This window comes from Pseudarthrobacter sp. As-47 (assembly GCF_058215595.1).
Genome location: NZ_CM177088.1, coordinates 2,931,479 through 2,949,158, shown reverse-complemented (window position 1 = coordinate 2,949,158; position 17,680 = coordinate 2,931,479). Strand labels below are relative to the sequence as shown.

The 17,680-nt window shown below is 67.6% G+C and carries 17 protein-coding genes; 11 read left to right on the top strand and 6 right to left on the bottom strand.

Annotated elements, in window-relative coordinates; translation table 11 throughout:
• Positions 1-37: 37 nt before the first annotated feature.
• Both AC4BCK_RS13580 and AC4BCK_RS13575 read right to left on the bottom strand, forming a co-directional pair.
• On the bottom strand, positions 38-262 hold the full coding sequence (locus tag AC4BCK_RS13580) for a DUF3107 domain-containing protein (RefSeq protein WP_174176440.1): 225 nt from the start codon (positions 260-262) through the stop codon (positions 38-40).
• A 48-nt stretch (positions 263-310) separates the two neighbouring features.
• Positions 311-976: a TetR/AcrR family transcriptional regulator gene (locus tag AC4BCK_RS13575; RefSeq protein WP_174176438.1), complete on the bottom strand. Its 666-nt coding sequence runs from the start codon at positions 974-976 to the stop codon at positions 311-313.
• 83 nt (positions 977-1,059) lie between these two features.
• On the opposite strand from AC4BCK_RS13575, the gene moeB reads away from it, so the two are divergent.
• The gene (gene moeB / locus AC4BCK_RS13570) at positions 1,060-2,259 is read left to right on the top strand and encodes a molybdopterin-synthase adenylyltransferase MoeB (RefSeq protein ID WP_490566023.1); all 1,200 of its coding nucleotides are present in this window, start codon (positions 1,060-1,062) and stop codon (positions 2,257-2,259) included.
• Between the two features lie 184 nt (positions 2,260-2,443).
• Here moeB and AC4BCK_RS13565 read toward each other — a convergent pair whose 3' ends face one another.
• Positions 2,444-3,760, bottom strand: coding sequence for a glutamyl-tRNA reductase (locus tag AC4BCK_RS13565; RefSeq protein WP_174176434.1), 1,317 nt, complete (start codon positions 3,758-3,760; stop codon positions 2,444-2,446).
• Positions 3,761-3,918: 158 nt separating this feature from the next.
• Between AC4BCK_RS13565 and hemE the strand changes: the two genes are divergently transcribed.
• From hemE to hemL, 10 genes are all read left to right on the top strand, one after another.
• Positions 3,919-5,013: a uroporphyrinogen decarboxylase gene (hemE, locus tag AC4BCK_RS13560; RefSeq protein WP_251421102.1), complete on the top strand. Its 1,095-nt coding sequence runs from the start codon at positions 3,919-3,921 to the stop codon at positions 5,011-5,013.
• Positions 5,014-5,017: 4 nt separating this feature from the next.
• A complete protein-coding gene (gene hemG, locus AC4BCK_RS13555) occupies positions 5,018-6,523 on the top strand; it encodes a protoporphyrinogen oxidase (RefSeq protein WP_490566022.1) in 1,506 nt (501 codons plus the stop codon).
• 56 nt (positions 6,524-6,579) lie between these two features.
• Positions 6,580-7,551, top strand: a complete 972-nt coding sequence (locus AC4BCK_RS13550) for a hypothetical protein (protein WP_366276459.1) — start codon at positions 6,580-6,582, stop codon at positions 7,549-7,551.
• A 111-nt stretch (positions 7,552-7,662) separates the two neighbouring features.
• Positions 7,663-8,364: a hydrogen peroxide-dependent heme synthase gene (gene hemQ, locus AC4BCK_RS13545; protein WP_174176426.1), complete on the top strand. Its 702-nt coding sequence runs from the start codon at positions 7,663-7,665 to the stop codon at positions 8,362-8,364.
• The gene (locus AC4BCK_RS13540; protein ID WP_174176424.1) at positions 8,361-9,638 is read left to right on the top strand and encodes a ferrochelatase; all 1,278 of its coding nucleotides are present in this window, start codon (positions 8,361-8,363) and stop codon (positions 9,636-9,638) included. The genes hemQ and AC4BCK_RS13540 overlap by 4 nt, the downstream gene beginning before the upstream one ends.
• On the top strand, positions 9,635-10,633 hold the full coding sequence (hemC, locus tag AC4BCK_RS13535) for a hydroxymethylbilane synthase (RefSeq protein ID WP_310111204.1): 999 nt from the start codon (positions 9,635-9,637) through the stop codon (positions 10,631-10,633). Before AC4BCK_RS13540 ends, hemC begins: the two co-directional genes overlap by 4 nt.
• A gap of 61 nt (positions 10,634-10,694) precedes the next feature.
• Positions 10,695-11,582: a uroporphyrinogen-III synthase gene (locus AC4BCK_RS13530; protein ID WP_174176420.1), complete on the top strand. Its 888-nt coding sequence runs from the start codon at positions 10,695-10,697 to the stop codon at positions 11,580-11,582.
• 62 nt (positions 11,583-11,644) lie between these two features.
• Entirely contained in the window at positions 11,645-12,625 is a 981-nt protein-coding gene (hemB, locus tag AC4BCK_RS13525; RefSeq protein WP_174176418.1) for a porphobilinogen synthase, read from the top strand.
• Positions 12,625-13,722, top strand: a complete 1,098-nt coding sequence (locus AC4BCK_RS13520) for an LLM class flavin-dependent oxidoreductase (protein ID WP_174176416.1) — start codon at positions 12,625-12,627, stop codon at positions 13,720-13,722. Before hemB ends, AC4BCK_RS13520 begins: the two co-directional genes overlap by 1 nt.
• Positions 13,723-13,768: 46 nt before the next feature.
• Positions 13,769-15,100 (top strand): glutamate-1-semialdehyde 2,1-aminomutase, encoded by a 1,332-nt coding sequence (hemL, locus tag AC4BCK_RS13515; RefSeq protein ID WP_174176414.1) that lies wholly within the window; start codon positions 13,769-13,771, stop codon positions 15,098-15,100.
• 122 nt (positions 15,101-15,222) lie between these two features.
• Here the strand turns inward: hemL and AC4BCK_RS13510 are convergent, their stop codons facing one another.
• Genes AC4BCK_RS13510 through AC4BCK_RS13500 form a run of 3 tightly spaced genes read right to left on the bottom strand, consistent with a single transcriptional unit; the run spans position 15,223 to position 17,673 of the window.
• On the bottom strand, positions 15,223-15,960 hold the full coding sequence (locus AC4BCK_RS13510; RefSeq protein WP_364406378.1) for an amino acid ABC transporter ATP-binding protein: 738 nt from the start codon (positions 15,958-15,960) through the stop codon (positions 15,223-15,225).
• Positions 15,957-16,721: an amino acid ABC transporter permease gene (locus AC4BCK_RS13505; RefSeq protein ID WP_066277429.1), complete on the bottom strand. Its 765-nt coding sequence runs from the start codon at positions 16,719-16,721 to the stop codon at positions 15,957-15,959. The genes AC4BCK_RS13510 and AC4BCK_RS13505 overlap by 4 nt, the downstream gene beginning before the upstream one ends.
• Before the next feature lie 16 nt (positions 16,722-16,737).
• Positions 16,738-17,673 (bottom strand): ABC transporter substrate-binding protein, encoded by a 936-nt coding sequence (locus AC4BCK_RS13500; protein ID WP_174176412.1) that lies wholly within the window; start codon positions 17,671-17,673, stop codon positions 16,738-16,740.
• Positions 17,674-17,680 lie beyond the last annotated feature (7 nt).

Genomic DNA, 17,680 nt, shown 5'->3' with positions numbered 1-17,680 from the left:
GGTCCTCCTTGGGCTATGGGTGGTTCGTCAGCAGGCCCTAGAACTGGCCGAAACCTACGCGCCGTGCTTCTTCGGCCCCGATTTCCACGTAGCCCAGGGCGTTTCCGGGAACAATGATCAGGCGTCCCTTGTCATCCTTCAGGCGGAGTTCGCTGCCCTTGGTGATGGCGGCCTCCACGATCTTGGCTACCGAATCCGCATCCTCATTTGATTCCAGGACAATTTCGCGGCCGATATTCTGAACGCCGATCTTAATTTCCACAGGGGCCTCCCAGCCATTCACATTCGTTGGTTATGTCTTATTTGTAGTCTAGGACTCTTTGGGGAAGCGAGAGATTCCGCGCCAAGCTAAACGGTAGATGAGGTCGCTGGCAACGTCGAGGTCCAGGTTGCCGTCCGTTTCAAGCCAGTAGCGGGCGCTGACCTGAGCCATTCCAGCGAGCCCCCGGCCCAGGAGCTGCGCCTCCAGATGGGGGAGCTTGGTGTCCTCGGCGATGACGCGCGCGATGGCGTCGGCAAACGTCCTGTTGAAGGTTTCCAGCCGTGCGCTGACGTCCGGGTCATTGATCAGGTCCGACTCAAAAACCAGCCGGTGGGCCTGGTCATCGTTGGCGATGAACTGGAAGTAGGCCCGCATGACGGCCTGGACGCGCTCGTCATTGTCCGTGGTGGAGTTCAGGGCCCCCAGCATGAGGTCCGTCAGGGACGCAAGGTGGCTTTCCAGCAGGGCCAGGTACAGCTCCCGTTTTGAGGGAAAGTGCTGGTAGAGCACCGGCTTGCTGACGTGGGCCGTCTCCGCGATTTCATCCATGGCTGCACCGTGGTAACCGTTGGCCACAAAGACTTCCTGGGCTGCCATGAGGAGCTGGGCGCGCCGCTCGTCCCGGGGAAGCCTGGCTGACCGTTGGCCTGCAGGACGCGAGGGCGTTTGCGGTTCGGCGGCCGGCGGGCGGCTAGCCCGTGCTTCATGGACCACGGTTGTCCTTCTTTCGTTGCAGTTACCTCCACTTTACTGCGGGGTAATATGACCGGGCGGTATCCCGGGGCATACATTGAAGTATGGCTTCGACAATCAGCGCAAATGTTTCACCTGTGTCCCTGGATCCGCTGGTGGAACCGGCAGCCGACCTCACCGCCGCCGAGGTGGAACGCTACTCGAGGCATCTCATCATTCCCGAGATCGGCGCCCTCGGGCAGCGGCGGCTCAAGAACGCAAGGGTGCTGGTGATCGGCGCCGGGGGACTCGGATCCCCTGCCCTCCTGTACCTTGCGGCCGCCGGCGTGGGCACGCTGGGAATCATCGACGACGACGACGTTGACCTCAGCAACCTCCAGCGCCAGGTCATCCACGGGGTGGCGGACGTTGGCCGCCCCAAGATCGAGTCGGCACGCGATGCCATCGCCGCGCTGAACCCGCTGGTGGACGTCCGGCTGCACAATGTCCGCCTGGATGCCTCCAACGCCCTGGAACTGTTCGCCGGCTACGACCTCATCCTCGACGGCGCGGACAATTTCGCCACCCGCTACCTGGTTAATGATGCTGCCGCCATCCTGGGAAAACCCTACGTCTGGGGCTCCATTTTCCGCTTTGACGGACAAGTCAGCGTGTTCTGGGAAAAGCACGGGCCCACCTACCGGGACCTCTACCCTGAGGCTCCGCCTGCGGGCTCTGTGCCCTCCTGCGGCGAGGGCGGCGTGTTCGGCATGCTGTGCGCGGCCGTGGGGTCGCTGATGGTGACCGAAGCGGTCAAACTGATTACCGGCGTCGGCCGTTCCCTGCTGGGGCGGGTGGCGCTGTTTGATGCGCTGGGCGGAAGCTGGCGGGAGATCCGCGTGTCCAAGGACCCGGCGGCGGAACCGATCACGGAGCTGACGGATTATGAGGCCTTCTGCGGGATTGCGCCGGCAGAACCGGCGGACACCGAGCATTCCGTCACGGCCGCGCAGCTCGCCACCATGCTGGCCTCCCGGAAGGCGGGCCTCAAGGACTTTGACCTGGTGGACGTGCGGGAACCGGGCGAGCACGACATTGTCCGCATCGACGGTGCCGTGCTGATCCCGCAGGGCAGGATCCTCGCGGGGGAGGCCTGGGCAGAACTCCCGCAGGACCGCGACATCGTGTTCCACTGCAAGGGAGGCACACGGTCGGCCAACGTCCTGGCCGCAGCCCGGAAAGCGGGCTACCAGCGGGTCAGCCATCTCGACGGCGGCATCCTCGCCTGGGTGCGTGAGGTGGAACCCAACAAACCCGTCTACTAGGACGCTCTCCCACTTGATGTCGGTTAAACAGAAACGCTCTATCACTTACCGCAGGAAAACCTGAAACCCTCCCTCACCTCCCAGCAGGGGGTGAGGGAGGGTTGCCGGGAAAAGCGCGTCAAGTGAGAGAGGGCCTTTAAAAAGGGCGCAGGATGTGAGAGAGCGTTGCTGGGGGAAGGGCTGGTCAGGCGGTTTCGAGGCCCCGGTGGTCCACCGGGCATTCGGCCTGCGGGGCCGCGGCGGCCGGCTGCTCCACAGTGATGCCGTAGAGGGCTTCCAGGGCTGCCACGTAGTCGTCCTGCTGGCCGTTGGCGGCAAGCTCGCGGGCGCGCACGGTTGGTACATGGAGCAGCTGCTTAACCATGCGGCGGAGAGCGAATTCCACTTCCTCTGCGGCGGCCGTGCAGCCGTGCCGGGCCCTGACCTTTTCCATTTCCGCGTCCAGGACGCTCATGGTGTGCCGGCGCAGCGCAACAATGGCGGAGTCCACGGACCTGACCTCGCGCTCGTGCTCGAACGCCTTGGCCGCGCCGCTGACGATGCCGCTGGCCTGGGCCAGCGACTCGGCCTGCTCCTGGGGGGCCGCAAGGCGGACTGACTCCAGCGTGAGGAGCTCCACGCCGTCCAGTTCGCCAACCCCGGGGTCGAAGTCGTGGGTGAGTGCAAGGTCGATGGCAATCAGCGGCTGCGGCGAATCCGCTCGGACGTCAGCCAGTTCATCGGCTTCCACCCGGGTGTCGGAACCGCTGCATCCGATCATCACGTCCGCCGCCGCCACGGCCGGCCGGAGTGATTCGGCGTTGAGGGCGATGCCGCCCCTGGTCGCCACGAAACCTTCGGCGCGGCCGGAAGAGGAGAAAACCGAGATGTCGGTGCAGCCGCGTTCGCGCAGGAGGGCCATGGTGGCGCCGGCGTAGGCTCCCGTGCCGAAGACCACGACCTTCTTGCTGGACCAGTCCGGATTTTCCGACAGGTCCGTTGCCAGATCCAAAGCGACGGACACGATGGACAGGCCCCGGGAGCCGAGGGCGGTCTGCGCGCCCACATCCTTGGCGGTCTTGGAGGCCGCCTGGAACAGCCGGACGAGGCCGGAACTGGCCGTGCCTTCATGCTGTGCGGTGATAAGGGCACGCCTGACCTGCCCGGCGATTTCACGTTCTCCGACCACGGCGGAGTCCAGGCCTGCGCTGACGGCAAAGAGGTGCTGGCTGACTTCCGGACCGGTGCGGGTGCTGAAGGAGCGTGAGACGAGGGGTTCGCTCAGTCCGCTGACTTCGCTGATCTGGGCCACCAAGGCCGCGCGGGCAGCCTCCACATCATCAGGATGGGGGGCCTCGCCGTAGATTTCGTAGCGGTTGCAGGTGGCAAGGACAATGGCACCCGTCACTGCCGGCGATCCGGAGAGGGCGGATGTGGCGATCCCCGAGGAACCGCTGCTCAACTGAGCAACGGTCTCAAGATCGATGTCGGCGTGTGTAGCCACCAATGAAAAAAGAACCACAGCAGGACAATCATAGCTTTTTCGTTACTCGGTAGAACAACTCCAGGCGCGGGCCAGGGCACGAGAAGGCTGTGATTCCCGCCACGGTGCGGCCGGCGCGCCTCCGGATGACACTTTGTCGTTATCTTTTGTAGCCGATTTTGGGCACAATCAGAGGCATGACTTCCAGCCCTGCCATGTCCCCCGCCGGCGCACTCGCCGCAGACCACCCGCTGCTGGACGGCCGCACCGCAGATTCCCCGCTGATCACGGCCTACCGCGGCGGCAAACCGTCCCGGCGCCCGGTCTGGTTCATGCGGCAGGCCGGACGCTCCCTGCCTGAGTACCTCAAGGTCCGCGAAGGCGTCGCCATGCTGGACTCCTGCCTCCGCCCGGAGCTGGCTTCCGAAATCACGCTCCAGCCGGTCCGCCGCCACGACGTTGATGCGGGCATCTTCTTCTCCGACATCGTCATTCCCCTGAAACTGGCCGGGGTAGGCGTGGACATCGTCCCGGGAGTGGGGCCTGTCCTGGACACTCCGGTCCGCACGGCCGCTGATGTGGCAGCGCTGCCGCAGCTCACCTGGGAGTCACTGGAACCCATCCGTGAAGCGGTCCGCCTCACCGTTGCCGAGCTCGGGAGCACCCCCCTGATCGGCTTCGCCGGCGCACCGTTTACGCTGGCTGCCTACATGGTGGAGGGCAGGCCGTCCCGTGACCACCTGGGCCCGCGCACCATGATGCATGCCGACCCTGAAACCTGGAACGCCCTGGCCAACTGGGCGGCAGACGCCTCCGGCATGTTCCTGCAGGCACAGCTTGAGGCCGGCGCCTCCGCAGCCCAGCTGTTCGACTCCTGGGCAGGTTCGCTGGGCCTGGCCGACTACACCAGGTATGTGGCGCCGGCCTCGGCCCGCGCCCTTGACCATGTGCGGCACCTCGGCGCTCCGCTCATCCACTTCGGCACAGGCACGTCTGAGCTCCTGGTCGCCATGCGTGACGTAGGGGTGGACGTGGTGGGCGTTGACTACCGCCTTCCGCTCGATGAGGCCAACCGCCGGCTGGGCGGCACGGTGCCCCTGCAGGGAAACATCGACCCCGCCCTGCTGCCGGCACCCTGGGAAATCCTCGAGGCCCACGTCCGCGACGTCATCGCCGCAGGCTCGGCGGCCCCCGGGCACGTGGTCAACCTGGGGCACGGCGTCCCGCCGGAGACTGATCCCGCCGTCCTCACGCGGGTGGTTGAACTCATCCACTCCATCTCCCCGGAGTAGTCCCATGGGCAGCATGCCGGCACAGGCCCGGACCGCGCTGGTCCTGGGCGGCGGAATGTCCGGACTGCTGTCTGCCCGGGAGCTGGCTTCCGCCGGCTATCAGGTCACAGTCCTGGAGGCCGGAACGGAATGGGGCGGTTGCGTGGGCAGCCACACCGTAGCCGGCCTGACCCTGGACAGCGGCGCGGAATCCTTCGCCACCCGGTCCGACGCCGTTGCGCGGCTTGCTGCTGAGCTCGGCCTTGCCGGCAGCATTGTTCCGCCGCGGCCCGGCGGAGCCTGGGTCCAGCTCCCGGACGGCCCGCGCGAACTTCCCAAGACGGGCGTCCTGGGCATCCCGGCCAACCCCTGGGACCCGGAAGTCCGGAGGTCGTTGGGCCCGGTTGGAACCCTCCGGGCCGCGCTGGACAGGTTCCTGCCGGCGTCGGTGGGGACGGCGGACGACGTCATCAGCGTCTCCGCCCTGGTGAAGGCGCGCATGGGGAGCAGGGTCCTGGAGCGCCTGGTGGCGCCGGTGGTAGGAGGCGTCCATTCCGCGGATCCCGGACTGCTCGACGTCGACATGGTGGCGCCGGGGCTTCGCGCCGGAATCAGGCGGCACGGCTCCCTGGCTGCCGCGGTTTCCGCGCAGCGTCGCGCCGGCGCAGGGTCACCTGCGAACAGCGGCCCCAGGCAGGAGCCCCCGGCTCAGGCAAAGGCGGGCTCTGCCGTTGCCGGCCTTGAACGCGGGATGCACACGCTGGTCACCGCGTTGGTGGGTGACCTCTGCGACCGGGGGGTGACGCTCCTGTCCGGGACGCCTGCCTCAGCGGTGGTCCGGACGCCTGAAGGGTGGCGGGTCAGCTCCCATGGAGCAACGTTCGACGCCGGCACGCTGGTTGTGGGCGTGGACGGTCCGGCCGCCGTCGACCTCCTGGAAGCCGCAGTCCCCGCGCTGGCGGGGCGCCGGCCCCCTGGCGGGCCGGACGTCAAGCTCGTCACACTCGTGGTCAACAGGCCCGAACTGGACCGCCGGCCGCGAGGCACAGGCATCCTGGTGGCGCCCCAGACCCCCGGCATCGAAGCCAAGGCCCTCACCCACGCCACCGGCAAATGGGAATGGCTGGCTGAAGCGGCCGGTCCTGGCCGGCACGTGGTCAGGCTCTCATACGGCCGGGTGGACGGGGCCGGCGGGCAGCCCGGCGGGCCGGACACCGACGATGAGCTCTTTGCCGCGTCCCTGCGTGATGCACAGGCCCTGCTGGGCGTGGCCATCGCAGCGGAGGACGTCGTGGACTGGGATGTGGTCCGGTGGCGGGGGTCCCTGCCCTTCGCCGCCGTGGGGCACCGCGCCCGCGTGGCGGAGATCCGGAAAGCCTGTGCTGCGGTGGGAAACCTGGCCGTCGTAGGCGGCTGGGTGGCCGGCAACGGGCTGGCAGCTGTGGTCTCCGACACGATCGAACAAATCCAGAACATCGTCACTGCTGGTCAGGGCCCGGTGACCGCCGAGGGACCCCTGCCAAAGAGCTAAGCCGCTGTTTTGTCCGGCTTTTATTTCGCTTTGCGATGTGGCTAGGGTCGATGACTATGTCTCACAACAGGTCCGAAATTTTCACGTCCCGGACCGGTATCCATGGGGGAATCCGGCGCGGCACTGCAGCTGCGGCGGTCGGAGCGGTACTGGTCCTTGCAGCAGGCGTCCCGGCGTCCCAGGCCGAGGAGGGGGAGCCTCGGCCCGGCAGCAGTTCGTCTCCCGCCAGGGAGGACGCCCCGGGCCAGGGCGGGGGTGGCGAGGGCGCATTCAAGAGCGCCGGCAAGGAACCAGGCGCGGAACCACACACGGAACAAACGGACGACGGCGGCAGGCCTGCCAGGCAGCCGGCTGCCCCGTCTTCCCCTCCTTCCACGCTGCCTGTTCCCACAGCCCTTCTTCCGGCGATCACGGCTTCGCTCGCTCCCTCAGCCACGGCCTCGCCCTCGCCTGCAGCGTCAACGCCCCTTCCGCTGCCTTCAGGCGTGCCGGTCTCCCCGTCACCAACGCTTGCCGTCCCAACTGTTCCGGTGCCCTCCTTGACCTCGCCGGGGACTCCGGCCGAGAGCGCGGCGCCTGCCGCCTCAGCCCCATCGACAGCGGCCGGCACTCCTTCCGGAACGCCCGTGCCGTCGTCGGAGGCTGGCGCCCGGGCGGACAGCCCTGCCGCTGACGGCAACGGCTCGAGCCTGGCCGGGGCAGGCAAGCCCACTGCAGGCCTGCCCGGCACGGAGCAGCCAGGCGCTCAGGGGGAAGCGGCTGCGCCGCCGCAGGCAGCCAGCCCGGACGCCGGGGCCAGCGCGGCGGGCGCTCCCGGAGCAGGCGAAGCAGCGCAGCCCGTCCCCACCGGGGAACCAGGTGGGCGAACACCCCAGGCGGGCGCGCCGTTGCCTGGCGGCAGGCAGCATGTGGGCTCCTACATCAGCACGCAGCCGCAACTGGAGGCAGCGATGGTTGGACTCGGCCTGGGGCTGGTGGGCCTGGGCGCGGCTGCGGGTGCGGTCTACCTTCGGTTGCGGAAGCCCTAGAAGCCGGGCAGGCCTGCCGGGCGAGTCCCCGGATGTGACGTTGCGCACTTCTACGGCTTGTAGAAGTTGCTGGTTTCGACTTGACGGGTACGAAGGGGCAAACTTGTAACCATGAGCCACACTTCTGCCGAATCTGTCACTAAAACCGAAGAATCAGCCGAGCAGTTTTTCACCCTCTGGACGGTATTCAAGCGCTCCGAAACCCTGATCCGCAGCGCCGACGCCGCCGCTGACTTCGAGGCCCTCCTGGAACGGCTGGCCCGGGCCGGCGTGACGCACCGAGGCAGCTACGACGTCTCCGCCATGCGGGCAGATGCTGATGTCATGGTGTGGCTCCACGGTCCCAGGCCGGAAGCGCTGCAGCAGGCCATCCGCGACATCCGCCGCAGCACCCTGTTTGCGGGCACCGAGATTGTCTGGTCCGCCATGGGCGTGCACCGTGAGGCCGAGTTCGCCAAGAACCACACGCCCGCATACTCCCGCGGGGTCGCGCCGGCGGAATGGCTGTGCGTCTACCCGTTCGTCCGCTCCTACGAGTGGTACATCCTTCCCGAGGAAGAGCGGGGCGCGATGCTTCGGGAACACGGCCTCCTGGGCCGGGAGTTCCCGCAGGTCATCTCCAACACCGTTTCTTCGTTCGCCCTGGGCGACTGGGAATGGATCCTGGGCCTTGAGGCCCCCGAACTGGTGGACCTGGTGGACCTGATGCGCCACCTGCGTGCCACCGAGGCACGCAACCACGTCCGGGAGGAAGTCCCGTTCTATACCGGACGCCGGATTTCCCCGGCAGAAGTAGCGGAGGTGCTCGCATGAGCCAGCTTGACCCCACAAACGCCGGCGGCGCCGCCGTCGTCAACCCTGTCACCGAGGCAGGGCGGATGGCACCCAAGAACTACGACGCCGTCCTCCTCGCCTCCTTCGGTGGGCCGGAAGGCCAGGAGGACGTCATTCCGTTCCTTCGCAATGTCACCCGCGGGCGCGGCATTCCGGATGAGCGGCTGGAGGAGGTCTCGCACCACTACCGCGCCAACGGGGGCATCAGCCCGATCAACCAGCAGAACCGCGAGCTCAAGGCCGCCCTGGAAGCGGAACTCGCTGCCCGCGGCATCGAACTGCCGGTCCTCTGGGGCAACCGCAACTGGGCGCCGTACATTCCGCAGACCCTGCAGGACGCGTACGACGCCGGCCACCGCCGCCTCCTGATGATCACCACGAGCGCCTACTCCTGTTACTCCAGCTGCCGCCAGTACCGCGAGGACATCGGCATGGCGCTGACCGAAACCGGCCTGGACGGCCGGCTCGAAGTGGACAAGGTGCGCCAGTACTTCGACCACCCCGGGTTCGTGGAGCCGTTCGTTGAGGGCACCGCCGCCGGCCTCGCGGAAGTCCGGGAAAAGCTCGCGGCCGCAGGCACTCCCGATGCGCCGGTGCAGATCCTCTTCGCCACCCACTCCATCCCCACCCGGGATGCGGAGGCCGCGGGCCGCTCCGAAGGCGAACCGCGCGAATTCGCGGAAGGGTCCGCCTACGTGGCCCAGCACCTCGCCACGGCTGCCGCTGTCATCCAGCGCGTGGAAGAGGAATCAGGCCTGACGGCACCGTGGTCCCTGGTGTACCAGTCCCGCTCCGGGGCACCGCACGTGCCCTGGCTGGAACCGGACATCAACGACGCCATCGAGGAACTGGCCGGCCAGGATGTCAAGGGAATCGTCATCGTCCCGCTCGGCTTCGTCAGTGACCACATGGAAGTTGTCTGGGACCTGGACACCGAAGCCCTGGAAACCTGCGCCAACCTGGGGCTCACCGCCACGCGCGTCCCCACACCCGGCACGCACCGCAAGTTCGTCAACGGCATGGTGGACCTGATTTCGGAGCGTACGGCGGCCAACAACATCGCTGACCGCCCGGCACTGACGGACCTCGGTCCCTGGTACGACGTCTGCCGGCCAGGGTGCTGCCAGAACTTCCGGGGCGAAAAGCCCACCATTGCCGGCGCGGACACAACCGTGGGCACCGGGCACGACGCCTATCCCGGCGAAGCAGGCGCCAGCCAGCCAGCGGCGGCCGGGGGAGCGCCGCAGCAGTGACGGTCCGGATCGGCACCCGCGCCAGCAAGCTGGCGCTTACCCAAACGCAGCAGACAGCGGACCAGCTGGCCGCCGTCGGAGGCTTTCCTGTGGAGCTCGTCCACATCCGGACCGACGGCGATGTCCTGACCGGCTCGCTCTCCCAGATGGGCGGCACCGGCGTTTTTGTCGCCGCCCTGCGGGATGCGCTGCTGCGCAACGAATGCGATGTGGCCATCCATTCGCTCAAGGACCTGCCCACCGGGGCGGCCGTTGGGCTCAGCCTCGCGGCAACGCCGCGGCGGGTGGATGTCCGTGACGTCCTGTGCGCCCGGGACGGGCTGAAACTGGCTGACCTCCCCGCGGGTGCACGGGTGGGCACCGGCTCGCCCCGGCGCGCCGCCCAGCTCCGCGCCGCACGGCCGGACCTGGAGATCATCGACATCCGCGGCAACGTGGACACCCGCCTGGGCCGCGTCCCCGGGCTGCCGGGCAACGCCGTCACCGACGTGGTGCCCGGCAAGTCCTGCGACCTGGACGCCGTGGTGCTGGCCGCCGCAGGCCTGGAACGCATCAGCAGGCTGGATACCGTCAGCGAGTTCCTCGAAACGGACGTTATGCTTCCCGCCGCCGGGCAGGGGTCGCTGGCCATCGAGTGCCGCACGGCCGACGCCCCGCCCCGCCCCGGCTCTGCCGAGGGCTCCAAGGACGTCCTGGCCCAGGCGCTCAGTGCACTTGACGATCCGGACACCCGGCTCGCGGTCACGGCTGAACGGGCCCTGCTGGCCCGCCTGGAGGCCGGCTGCGCGGCACCGGTTGGCGCCTACGCCTTCCGCAAGGGCAGCATGCTCTACCTGGAAGCCGTGGTGTGCGCCGTGGACGGCACGGCCTCGGTCCGGGACAAGCGCGCAACCGACGGCCTCACTGAGGTGGGTGCCACGCTGCTGGGCATTGAACTGGCCGAAGTCCTGCTGGCCGCCGGTGCCGCGGACATCGCAGATCTGCAGGCCTCCTGATTCCGGCCATGCGATTGCCTGTCCAGTGCGTCCGGCAGGCCCGGCCGGGACGCGGATAAACATGCGGGACAAGGATCGGCCGCGGGAGCGGCCACTGGCCGGGGCGCGGGTATTGATCACGCGCAGCCCGGAGCGGTCGCTGGCCCTCGTGGACGCGCTGCAGGATGCAGGTGCCAGCGCACTCCTGCTGCCCTTGATCGACTTCGAGCGTGCACCTGACCAGCACTCCCTCGATGTGGCCTGCGATGCCCTGGGCGCCGGGGCTTTCGACTGGCTGGTGGTCAGCAGCGCCACCACAGTCCATGTGCTCACGGCCAAAGCCGCCGAACGTGGACTGGTGCCTGCCCAGTGGATCCCGGCTGCCACCCGCATAGCCGCGGTGGGGGCGGCGACGCGCAAACTCCTGGAGGACCGGGGGCTGGCCGTGGCACTGACACCAGCGGATGACCAGTCCGCGGCAGGCCTGCTCGCTGTGTGGCCGGAAGCGGGCGGCAAGGTCCTGCTGCCACAGGCCGACATCGCGTCACCGCGCCTGGCGGAAGGCTTGTCGGCAGCCGGAAGTTCCGTGACGTCAGTGACCGCATACCGCACGGTCGACTACCCCGCCGCGGCGGAGCGCAGGCTGGCCATCCCGGCGGAAGGCGGGGGAGCGGCCCTGCAGCCGCCGTCGTACGCCCTGCTGACACCTGAAAGCGCCGCAGCTGAACTTGCGGATGGCCGCCTCGACGCCGTCATTGCCGCTTCCCCTAGCGCCGCCCGGCGCATCCATGGGCTGTCCCCGCTGCTCGGGTGCCGGTTCGTGGCCATTGGGCGTTCGACGGCGGACCAGGCCGCCGCTTTGGGCATACCGGTGGCTGCCATCGCGGCTGAGCCGTCGCCGGCAGGGCTTGTAGCCGCCGTCGCGGCAGCGCTCATCGCAGCGGAGGATGCAGGCGGAGAACCACCCTGACACGCGGGACGCCCGCCAGCGGCCACCCACTCACCGCCCGAACCAACGCCAAGGACAGGACCATGACTTTTCCCAGCCACCGCCCCCGCCGCCTGCGCACCACGCCTGCCATGCGCCGGCTGACCGCCGAAACCCGCCTGGCACCGGCGGAACTAATCCTTCCCGCCTTCATCCGTGAAGGCCTCACGGAACCCAACCCCATCACCTCCATGCCGGGCGTTGTCCAGCACACCACGGAAACCCTGAAGCGTGCTGCTGCTGAAGCGGTGGAGCTCGGGCTGGGCGGCATCATGCTGTTCGGCATCCCGGAAACCCGGGACGCCGAGGGAACGGCGTCCCTCGACCCGGATGGCGTCCTGAACAAGGCCATCAGGGACGTGCGCGCCGAGGTGGGAGACGACCTGGTGGTCATGAGCGACGTGTGCCTGGACGAATTCACGGACCACGGCCATTGCGGCGTGCTCGACGCCGACGGTTACGTGGACAATGACCGCACCGTGGAGATTTACGCACGCATGGCCGTGGCCCAGGCTGACGCCGGCGCCCACATGCTGGGCCCCTCCGGCATGATGGACGGCCAAATCGCCGCCATCCGTTCCGCCCTGGACGGTGCGGGCCACACCAGCACATCCGTTATCGCGTACTCCGCCAAGTACGCCTCCGCTTTCTACGGTCCGTTCCGTGAAGCTGTCGACTCCCAGTTGAAAGGCGACCGGCGGACCTACCAGATGGACGCCGGAAACCGCACTGAGGCCCTTCGCGAGGTGGAACTGGACCTCGCAGAGGGGGCCGACATCGTGATGGTCAAACCGGCCATGAGCTATCTGGACATCGTGGCCGATGTCGCCGCCATGAGCCCGGTACCGGTGGCGGCGTACCAGATCTCCGGCGAGTACGCCATGATCGAGGCCGCCGCCGCCAACGGCTGGATCGACCGGCGCGCCGCCATCAACGAGTCCGTGCTGGGCATCCGGCGCGCCGGCGCCCACATGGTCCTGACCTACTGGGCCGCCGAACTGGCCGGCTGGCTGAAGGAGTCCTGATGACCGACACCCCGGCTCCCCGATCCGCAGCGGGTCCCGAGGGCCCCACCGCCCCGGTGGGACCTGGCCGGATCCTCCTGGGCCTGAACACGTTCGGCGATGTCGGTGAGAACCCGGACGGAAGCCCGCAGCCGCATGCCCGGGTGCTGCGCCAGCTGCTCGAAGAGGCCCAGCTGGCGGACGCCGTCGGACTCCATGCCTTTGGCGTGGGCGAGCACCACCGCAAGGACTACGCGGTGTCCGCTCCGGAAGTCTTCCTCGCCGCCGCTGCCGCCCGCACCACCCGGATCCGCCTGGGCTCGGCGGTTACCGTCCTGAGTTCCGATGATCCCATCAGGGTGTTCCAGCGGTTCTCCACCGTGGACGCCATCTCCAACGGCCGTGCCGAAGTCATGCTGGGCCGTGGCTCCTTCATCGAATCGTTTCCGCTGTTCGGACTGGACCTGGCCGACTACGAGGTCCTGTTCGAGGAGAAACTCGAGCTGTTCGACAAGGTCCGGGCGCAGAAACCGGTGCACTGGGAAGGCCGCACCAGGCCCGCCGTGTCCGGGCTGAGCGTGTACCCGCCGCTGGAGCGCCACCTGCTGCCCACCTGGATCGGAGTGGGCGGCACACCGGAATCCGTGCTGCGCTGCGCCCAGTACGGCTACCCCATCATTTTCGCCATCATCGGCGGGCAACCGCGCGCCTTCCGTCCGCTTGTGGACCTCTACCGGGAAGCCATGGCCAAGTACGGCCACCCCATGCAGCAGGTGGCCACCCATTCACCCGGACACGTGGCCGACACCGACGAGCAGGCCAGGGAAGAACTCTTCCCGCACTGGCTGAAGCTGCGGAACAAGCTTGGCGCCGAGCGGGGCTGGGGACCGGCGGGGAGGGGCGAGTTCGACGCCCTGTGCGCACCCGAGGGCGCCCTCTACGTCGGCTCTCCCGAGACGGTGGCCCGGAAGATCGTCCTGCTGAAACAAAACCTGGGGGTCGACCGGTTCGACCTCAAATACAGCAACGGGCCGCTGCCGCACTCCGCCATGATGCGCTCCATTGAGCTGATGGGCACGGCGGTGGCACCCCGCGTGGCAGAACTGCTCGGCACCTGACGCACCCGGCAAAAGACAGCGCCGGCCACCTGAGAGAATAGGATCCATGACTTCCAGCAACCCTCGCAACGAGGAACTTTTCGACCGCGCCCGCCAGCTCATGCCGGGCGGGGTCAATTCGCCGGTCCGTGCCTTCGGGTCCGTGGGCGGAACGCCGCGCTTCATGGTCTCGGCCAAGGGTCCGTACCTGACCGACGCCGACGGCAAGGAATATGTGGACCTGGTCTGCTCCTGGGGTCCGGCGCTGCTGGGCCACGCCCACCCCGCCGTGCTGGACGCGGTCCACGCAGCCGTGGACCGCGGACTCTCCTTCGGCGCCTCCACCCCGGATGAGGCGAACTTGGCCGAAATCGTCAAGGAACGCGTTCCCGCCGTCGAACGCCTCCGGATGGTGTCCACCGGCACCGAGGCCACCATGACCGCCGTCCGCCTGGCGCGCGGCTTCACGGGACGCAACCTCATCATCAAGTTCGCCGGCTGCTACCACGGCCACCTGGACGGACTCCTCGCGGCTGCAGGTTCCGGCGTCGCCACCCTCGCCCTGCCCGGCTCCGCGGGTGTCACGGAGGCCACCGCCGCCGAAACCCTGGTGCTGCCCTACAACGACCTCACCGCCGTCAAGGAAGCCTTCGCCGCCCACGGGCAGAACATCGCGGCCGTGATCACCGAAGCCGCCCCCGCCAACATGGGCGTGGTGACCCCGGGGGAGGGCTTCAACCTCGGCCTGTCACGCATCACCCGTGAGCACGGGGCACTGCTCATCGTGGATGAGGTGCTCACCGGTTTCCGTACCGGCTACTCAGGCTATTGGGGGCTTACCGGCGGAGCGCCGGACGCCGCCGAGCCGTGGACCCCGGACCTGCTCACCTTCGGCAAGGTCATCGGCGGAGGAATGCCGACGGCGGCCCTCGGCGGTCGTGCCGACGTCATGGACTACCTGGCCCCCACGGGGCCCGTCTACCAGGCCGGAACGCTCTCCGGAAACCCGGTGGCGATGGCGGCCGGTGTGGCCACCCTGACCCACGCCACCCGGGACGTCTACTCCTTTATCGATGTCCGCTCGCTGGAACTTTCCTCGGCACTGTCCAGCGCCCTGGACTCCGCCGGGGTGGACCACTCCATCCAGTTCGCCGGCAACCTGTTCTCGGTGGCGTTCGGCACCTCGGCCAACGGCGTCCACAACTACGCCGATGCCCAGGCGCAGGAGAGCTTCCGCTATGCGCCGTTCTTCCACTCGATGCTGGAGGCCGGGGTATACCTGCCGCCGTCGGTCTTCGAAGCCTGGTTCCTCTCCGCCGCACACGATGACACCGCGATGAACCGGATCTTCGACGCACTGCCGGCTGCAGCGAAAGCTGCCGCCGCGGCGCAAGCCTAGCTCCGCCGTCGTTCGCCCTTCCTCAACACAAAGAAATCCCCGCCTTCCGGACAAGTCCCCCTTGCGTGCAAGGGGGCAATGTCCAGGAGGCGGGGAATTTCTGTCGGTGCCTGCCTGTGAACCTAGAGGACGTCCGAGAGGAAGCCCTTCAGCCGGTCCGTCCGGGGCGCGGTGAAGATCTGCTCCGGCGGGCCGGATTCCACGACGACGCCGGCATCCATGAAGGTCACGGTGTCCGACACGTTGCGGGAGAATCCCATCTCGTGGGTCACCACCACCATGGTCATGCCACCCGTGGCCAGGTCGGCCATCAGCGCCAGGACGCCTTTGACGAGTTCCGGGTCAAGGGCAGAGGTCGCCTCATCGAAGAACATGACCTCAGGCTTCATGGCCAGGGCACGGGCAATGGCCACACGCTGCTGCTGTCCACCGGAAAGGTTGGCCGGCCGGGAGTCGGCCTTGTGCTTCAGGCCCACCAGGTCCAGCTGTTCCAGGGCTTCGGCGCGGGCCTGCTCCTTGGACAGCTTCCGCAGCTTCCGCAGCGCCAGGGACACATTGTCCACCACCGTTTTGTGCGGGAACAGGTTGAACTGCTGGAACACCATGCCGATCCGCTGGCGGAGTTCGTCAGGGTTGTCCTTCAGCACCGAACGGCCGTCCAGGAGGATGTCGCCCTGGTCGGGTTCGATCAGCCGGTTCATCACGCGCAGCAGCGTTGACTTGCCGGATCCCGACGGGCCGATCACGGAGGCCGTGGTGCCCTTCTCCACATGCAGGTCAATGCCGCGGAGAACATGGTTGTGGCCGAAAGAAAGGTGCAGGTTCTTGCCGGTCAGGGTTCCGGAAGCGAATTCCGTCATGCCTGTGCCCCCTTGCCGATAGGCGCTGCCAGCTCGTCCGGTTCCTTCTTTTCCGGCTTGCCGGTCCGCAGCCGGTTGTCGATGAAGTTCACGAAGTGCGTCAGCGGAACGGTCAGGATCAGGTACAGCACCCCGGCCGCCACCAGCGGTGACAGGTTTCCGGTGTTGGCCATGGCGTCATTTCCGATCCGGAAGATTTCCCGGTCCGAAGCAGCGAGGCCAAGCATGAACACCAGCGAAGAATCCTTCAGCAGCGAGATGAACTGGTTCACCAGTGCGGGCAGGACCCGCCGGATTCCCTGCGGTACCACCACCAGGCGCATGGAACTGCCGTAGCTGAAGCCCAGCGCCCGGGATGCCTCCAGCTGTCCCTTCTCAACGCTCTGGATACCCGAACGGAATATTTCACCGATGTAGGCAGCCGCGATCAGGGTCAAAGCCAGGATGCCCAGGGGGTACGGGTTCCGGGACCCGGTGATTTCCCTGGCGATGGGGCTGAGCCCGATGCCGATGACCAGGATCACCAGGATGGCGGGCAGGCCACGGAAGATGTCGGTATAGATACGTGCCACCCACCGGGCTCCCGCGTTGCGGGAAATGCCCATCATGGCCAGCGCGAGACCCAGCAGGGAACCGAAGATGCCGGAAGCCACAGCCAGTATCAGCGTGTTGGGCAGGCCCACCATGAGCAGGGCGGGAATGACTTTGGCCATTTCCTCCCAGTTGAAGAAGGTGTCGGCCAGTTGGTCCAGGAGATCCATAAACGTCCCGGCTCAATCAGCTCTGCGGAACCGTGGCGGCCTTGCTGCCCGGCTTCCAGTCGGCCGGCATTTCGCGGTCCGGGTACCACTCCTTGGTCAGCTTGGACCAGGTTCCGTCGGCGATTACGGCGTCCAGGCCGGAGTTCAGCGCGTCGATCAGCGGCTGGTTGTCCTTGGCCACGGCGTAGGCCGTGAAGTTCTGCGTGTTGACGACGGATTCGGCGATGACCGTGCCGTCGCCTTCCTTGACCTGGCCGGTGGCCTGCTGGGACGGCGCGACCCAGGCGTCCACCTGGCCGTTGCGCACGTTGGCGTACACGGTGGCGTAGTCCGGGAAGCGGATCGGCTCGAGCTTGAGGGTGTTGGTGACGTAGTCGTCCTGGACGGTGCCCTGGACCACGCCGATGCGGAGGTCGCCGGTGAGGTCGGCGAAGCCCTTGACATCGCTGTCGGTCTTGGCAACCACGGCCATGAAGCCAAAGTCGTAGCCGTTGGTGAAACCGACGTTCTGGCGGCGGGCGTCCGTGGTGGAGATGGAGGAGGACCCGACGTCGAACTGCTTGGTCTGGACCTGGGACAGGAGTGCCGAGAAATCGGTGGCAACGAATTCGACCTCGAGGCCGAGCTTGCCGGCGATCGCGCGCAGCAGTTCGTTGTCGTAGCCCGTGAACTTGCCCGAGGGGTCAATGAAGATGTTCGGCGGGGCGTCGGACAGCGTGCCCACCTCAAGCTTGCCTTCGGTGTTCAGGCCCAGCTTGGTTGTGTCGATCTGGTCGATCGGGGTGACGTCGGCGGTGGTGTACTTGTCCAGCGTCTGCTGGTCGCTGCCGGCGAGGGCGTCCGTGGGTGTCCCCGACGGCTCGGCGGACCCTGAGCCGCAGGCGGCGAGGGAGACAGCCAGGGCGAGTGCCACGGGAGCCGTGGTGAGCCACTTCATCGCTTTGATTTTCATCAGGTTG

What these genes read in the sequence shown, in the direction of transcription:
- hemQ (WP_174176426.1), top strand. Translation starts at nt 7,663, where the DNA reads ATGAGCCACACTTCTGCCGAATCTGTCACTAAAACCGAAGAATCAGCC.
- AC4BCK_RS13540 (WP_174176424.1), top strand. Translation starts at nt 8,361, where the DNA reads ATGAGCCAGCTTGACCCCACAAACGCCGGCGGCGCCGCCGTCGTCAAC.
- hemE (WP_251421102.1), top strand. Translation starts at nt 3,919, where the DNA reads ATGACTTCCAGCCCTGCCATGTCCCCCGCCGGCGCACTCGCCGCAGAC.
- hemL (WP_174176414.1), top strand. Translation starts at nt 13,769, where the DNA reads ATGACTTCCAGCAACCCTCGCAACGAGGAACTTTTCGACCGCGCCCGC.
- AC4BCK_RS13550 (WP_366276459.1), top strand. Translation starts at nt 6,580, where the DNA reads ATGTCTCACAACAGGTCCGAAATTTTCACGTCCCGGACCGGTATCCAT.
- hemB (WP_174176418.1), top strand. Translation starts at nt 11,645, where the DNA reads ATGACTTTTCCCAGCCACCGCCCCCGCCGCCTGCGCACCACGCCTGCC.
- AC4BCK_RS13530 (WP_174176420.1), top strand. Translation starts at nt 10,695, where the DNA reads ATGCGGGACAAGGATCGGCCGCGGGAGCGGCCACTGGCCGGGGCGCGG.
- AC4BCK_RS13520 (WP_174176416.1), top strand. Translation starts at nt 12,625, where the DNA reads ATGACCGACACCCCGGCTCCCCGATCCGCAGCGGGTCCCGAGGGCCCC.
- hemG (WP_490566022.1), top strand. Translation starts at nt 5,018, where the DNA reads ATGGGCAGCATGCCGGCACAGGCCCGGACCGCGCTGGTCCTGGGCGGC.
- AC4BCK_RS13500 (WP_174176412.1), bottom strand. Translation starts at nt 17,673, where the DNA reads ATGAAAATCAAAGCGATGAAGTGGCTCACCACGGCTCCCGTGGCACTC.
- AC4BCK_RS13510 (WP_364406378.1), bottom strand. Translation starts at nt 15,960, where the DNA reads ATGACGGAATTCGCTTCCGGAACCCTGACCGGCAAGAACCTGCACCTT.
- AC4BCK_RS13505 (WP_066277429.1), bottom strand. Translation starts at nt 16,721, where the DNA reads ATGGATCTCCTGGACCAACTGGCCGACACCTTCTTCAACTGGGAGGAA.
- moeB (WP_490566023.1), top strand. Translation starts at nt 1,060, where the DNA reads ATGGCTTCGACAATCAGCGCAAATGTTTCACCTGTGTCCCTGGATCCG.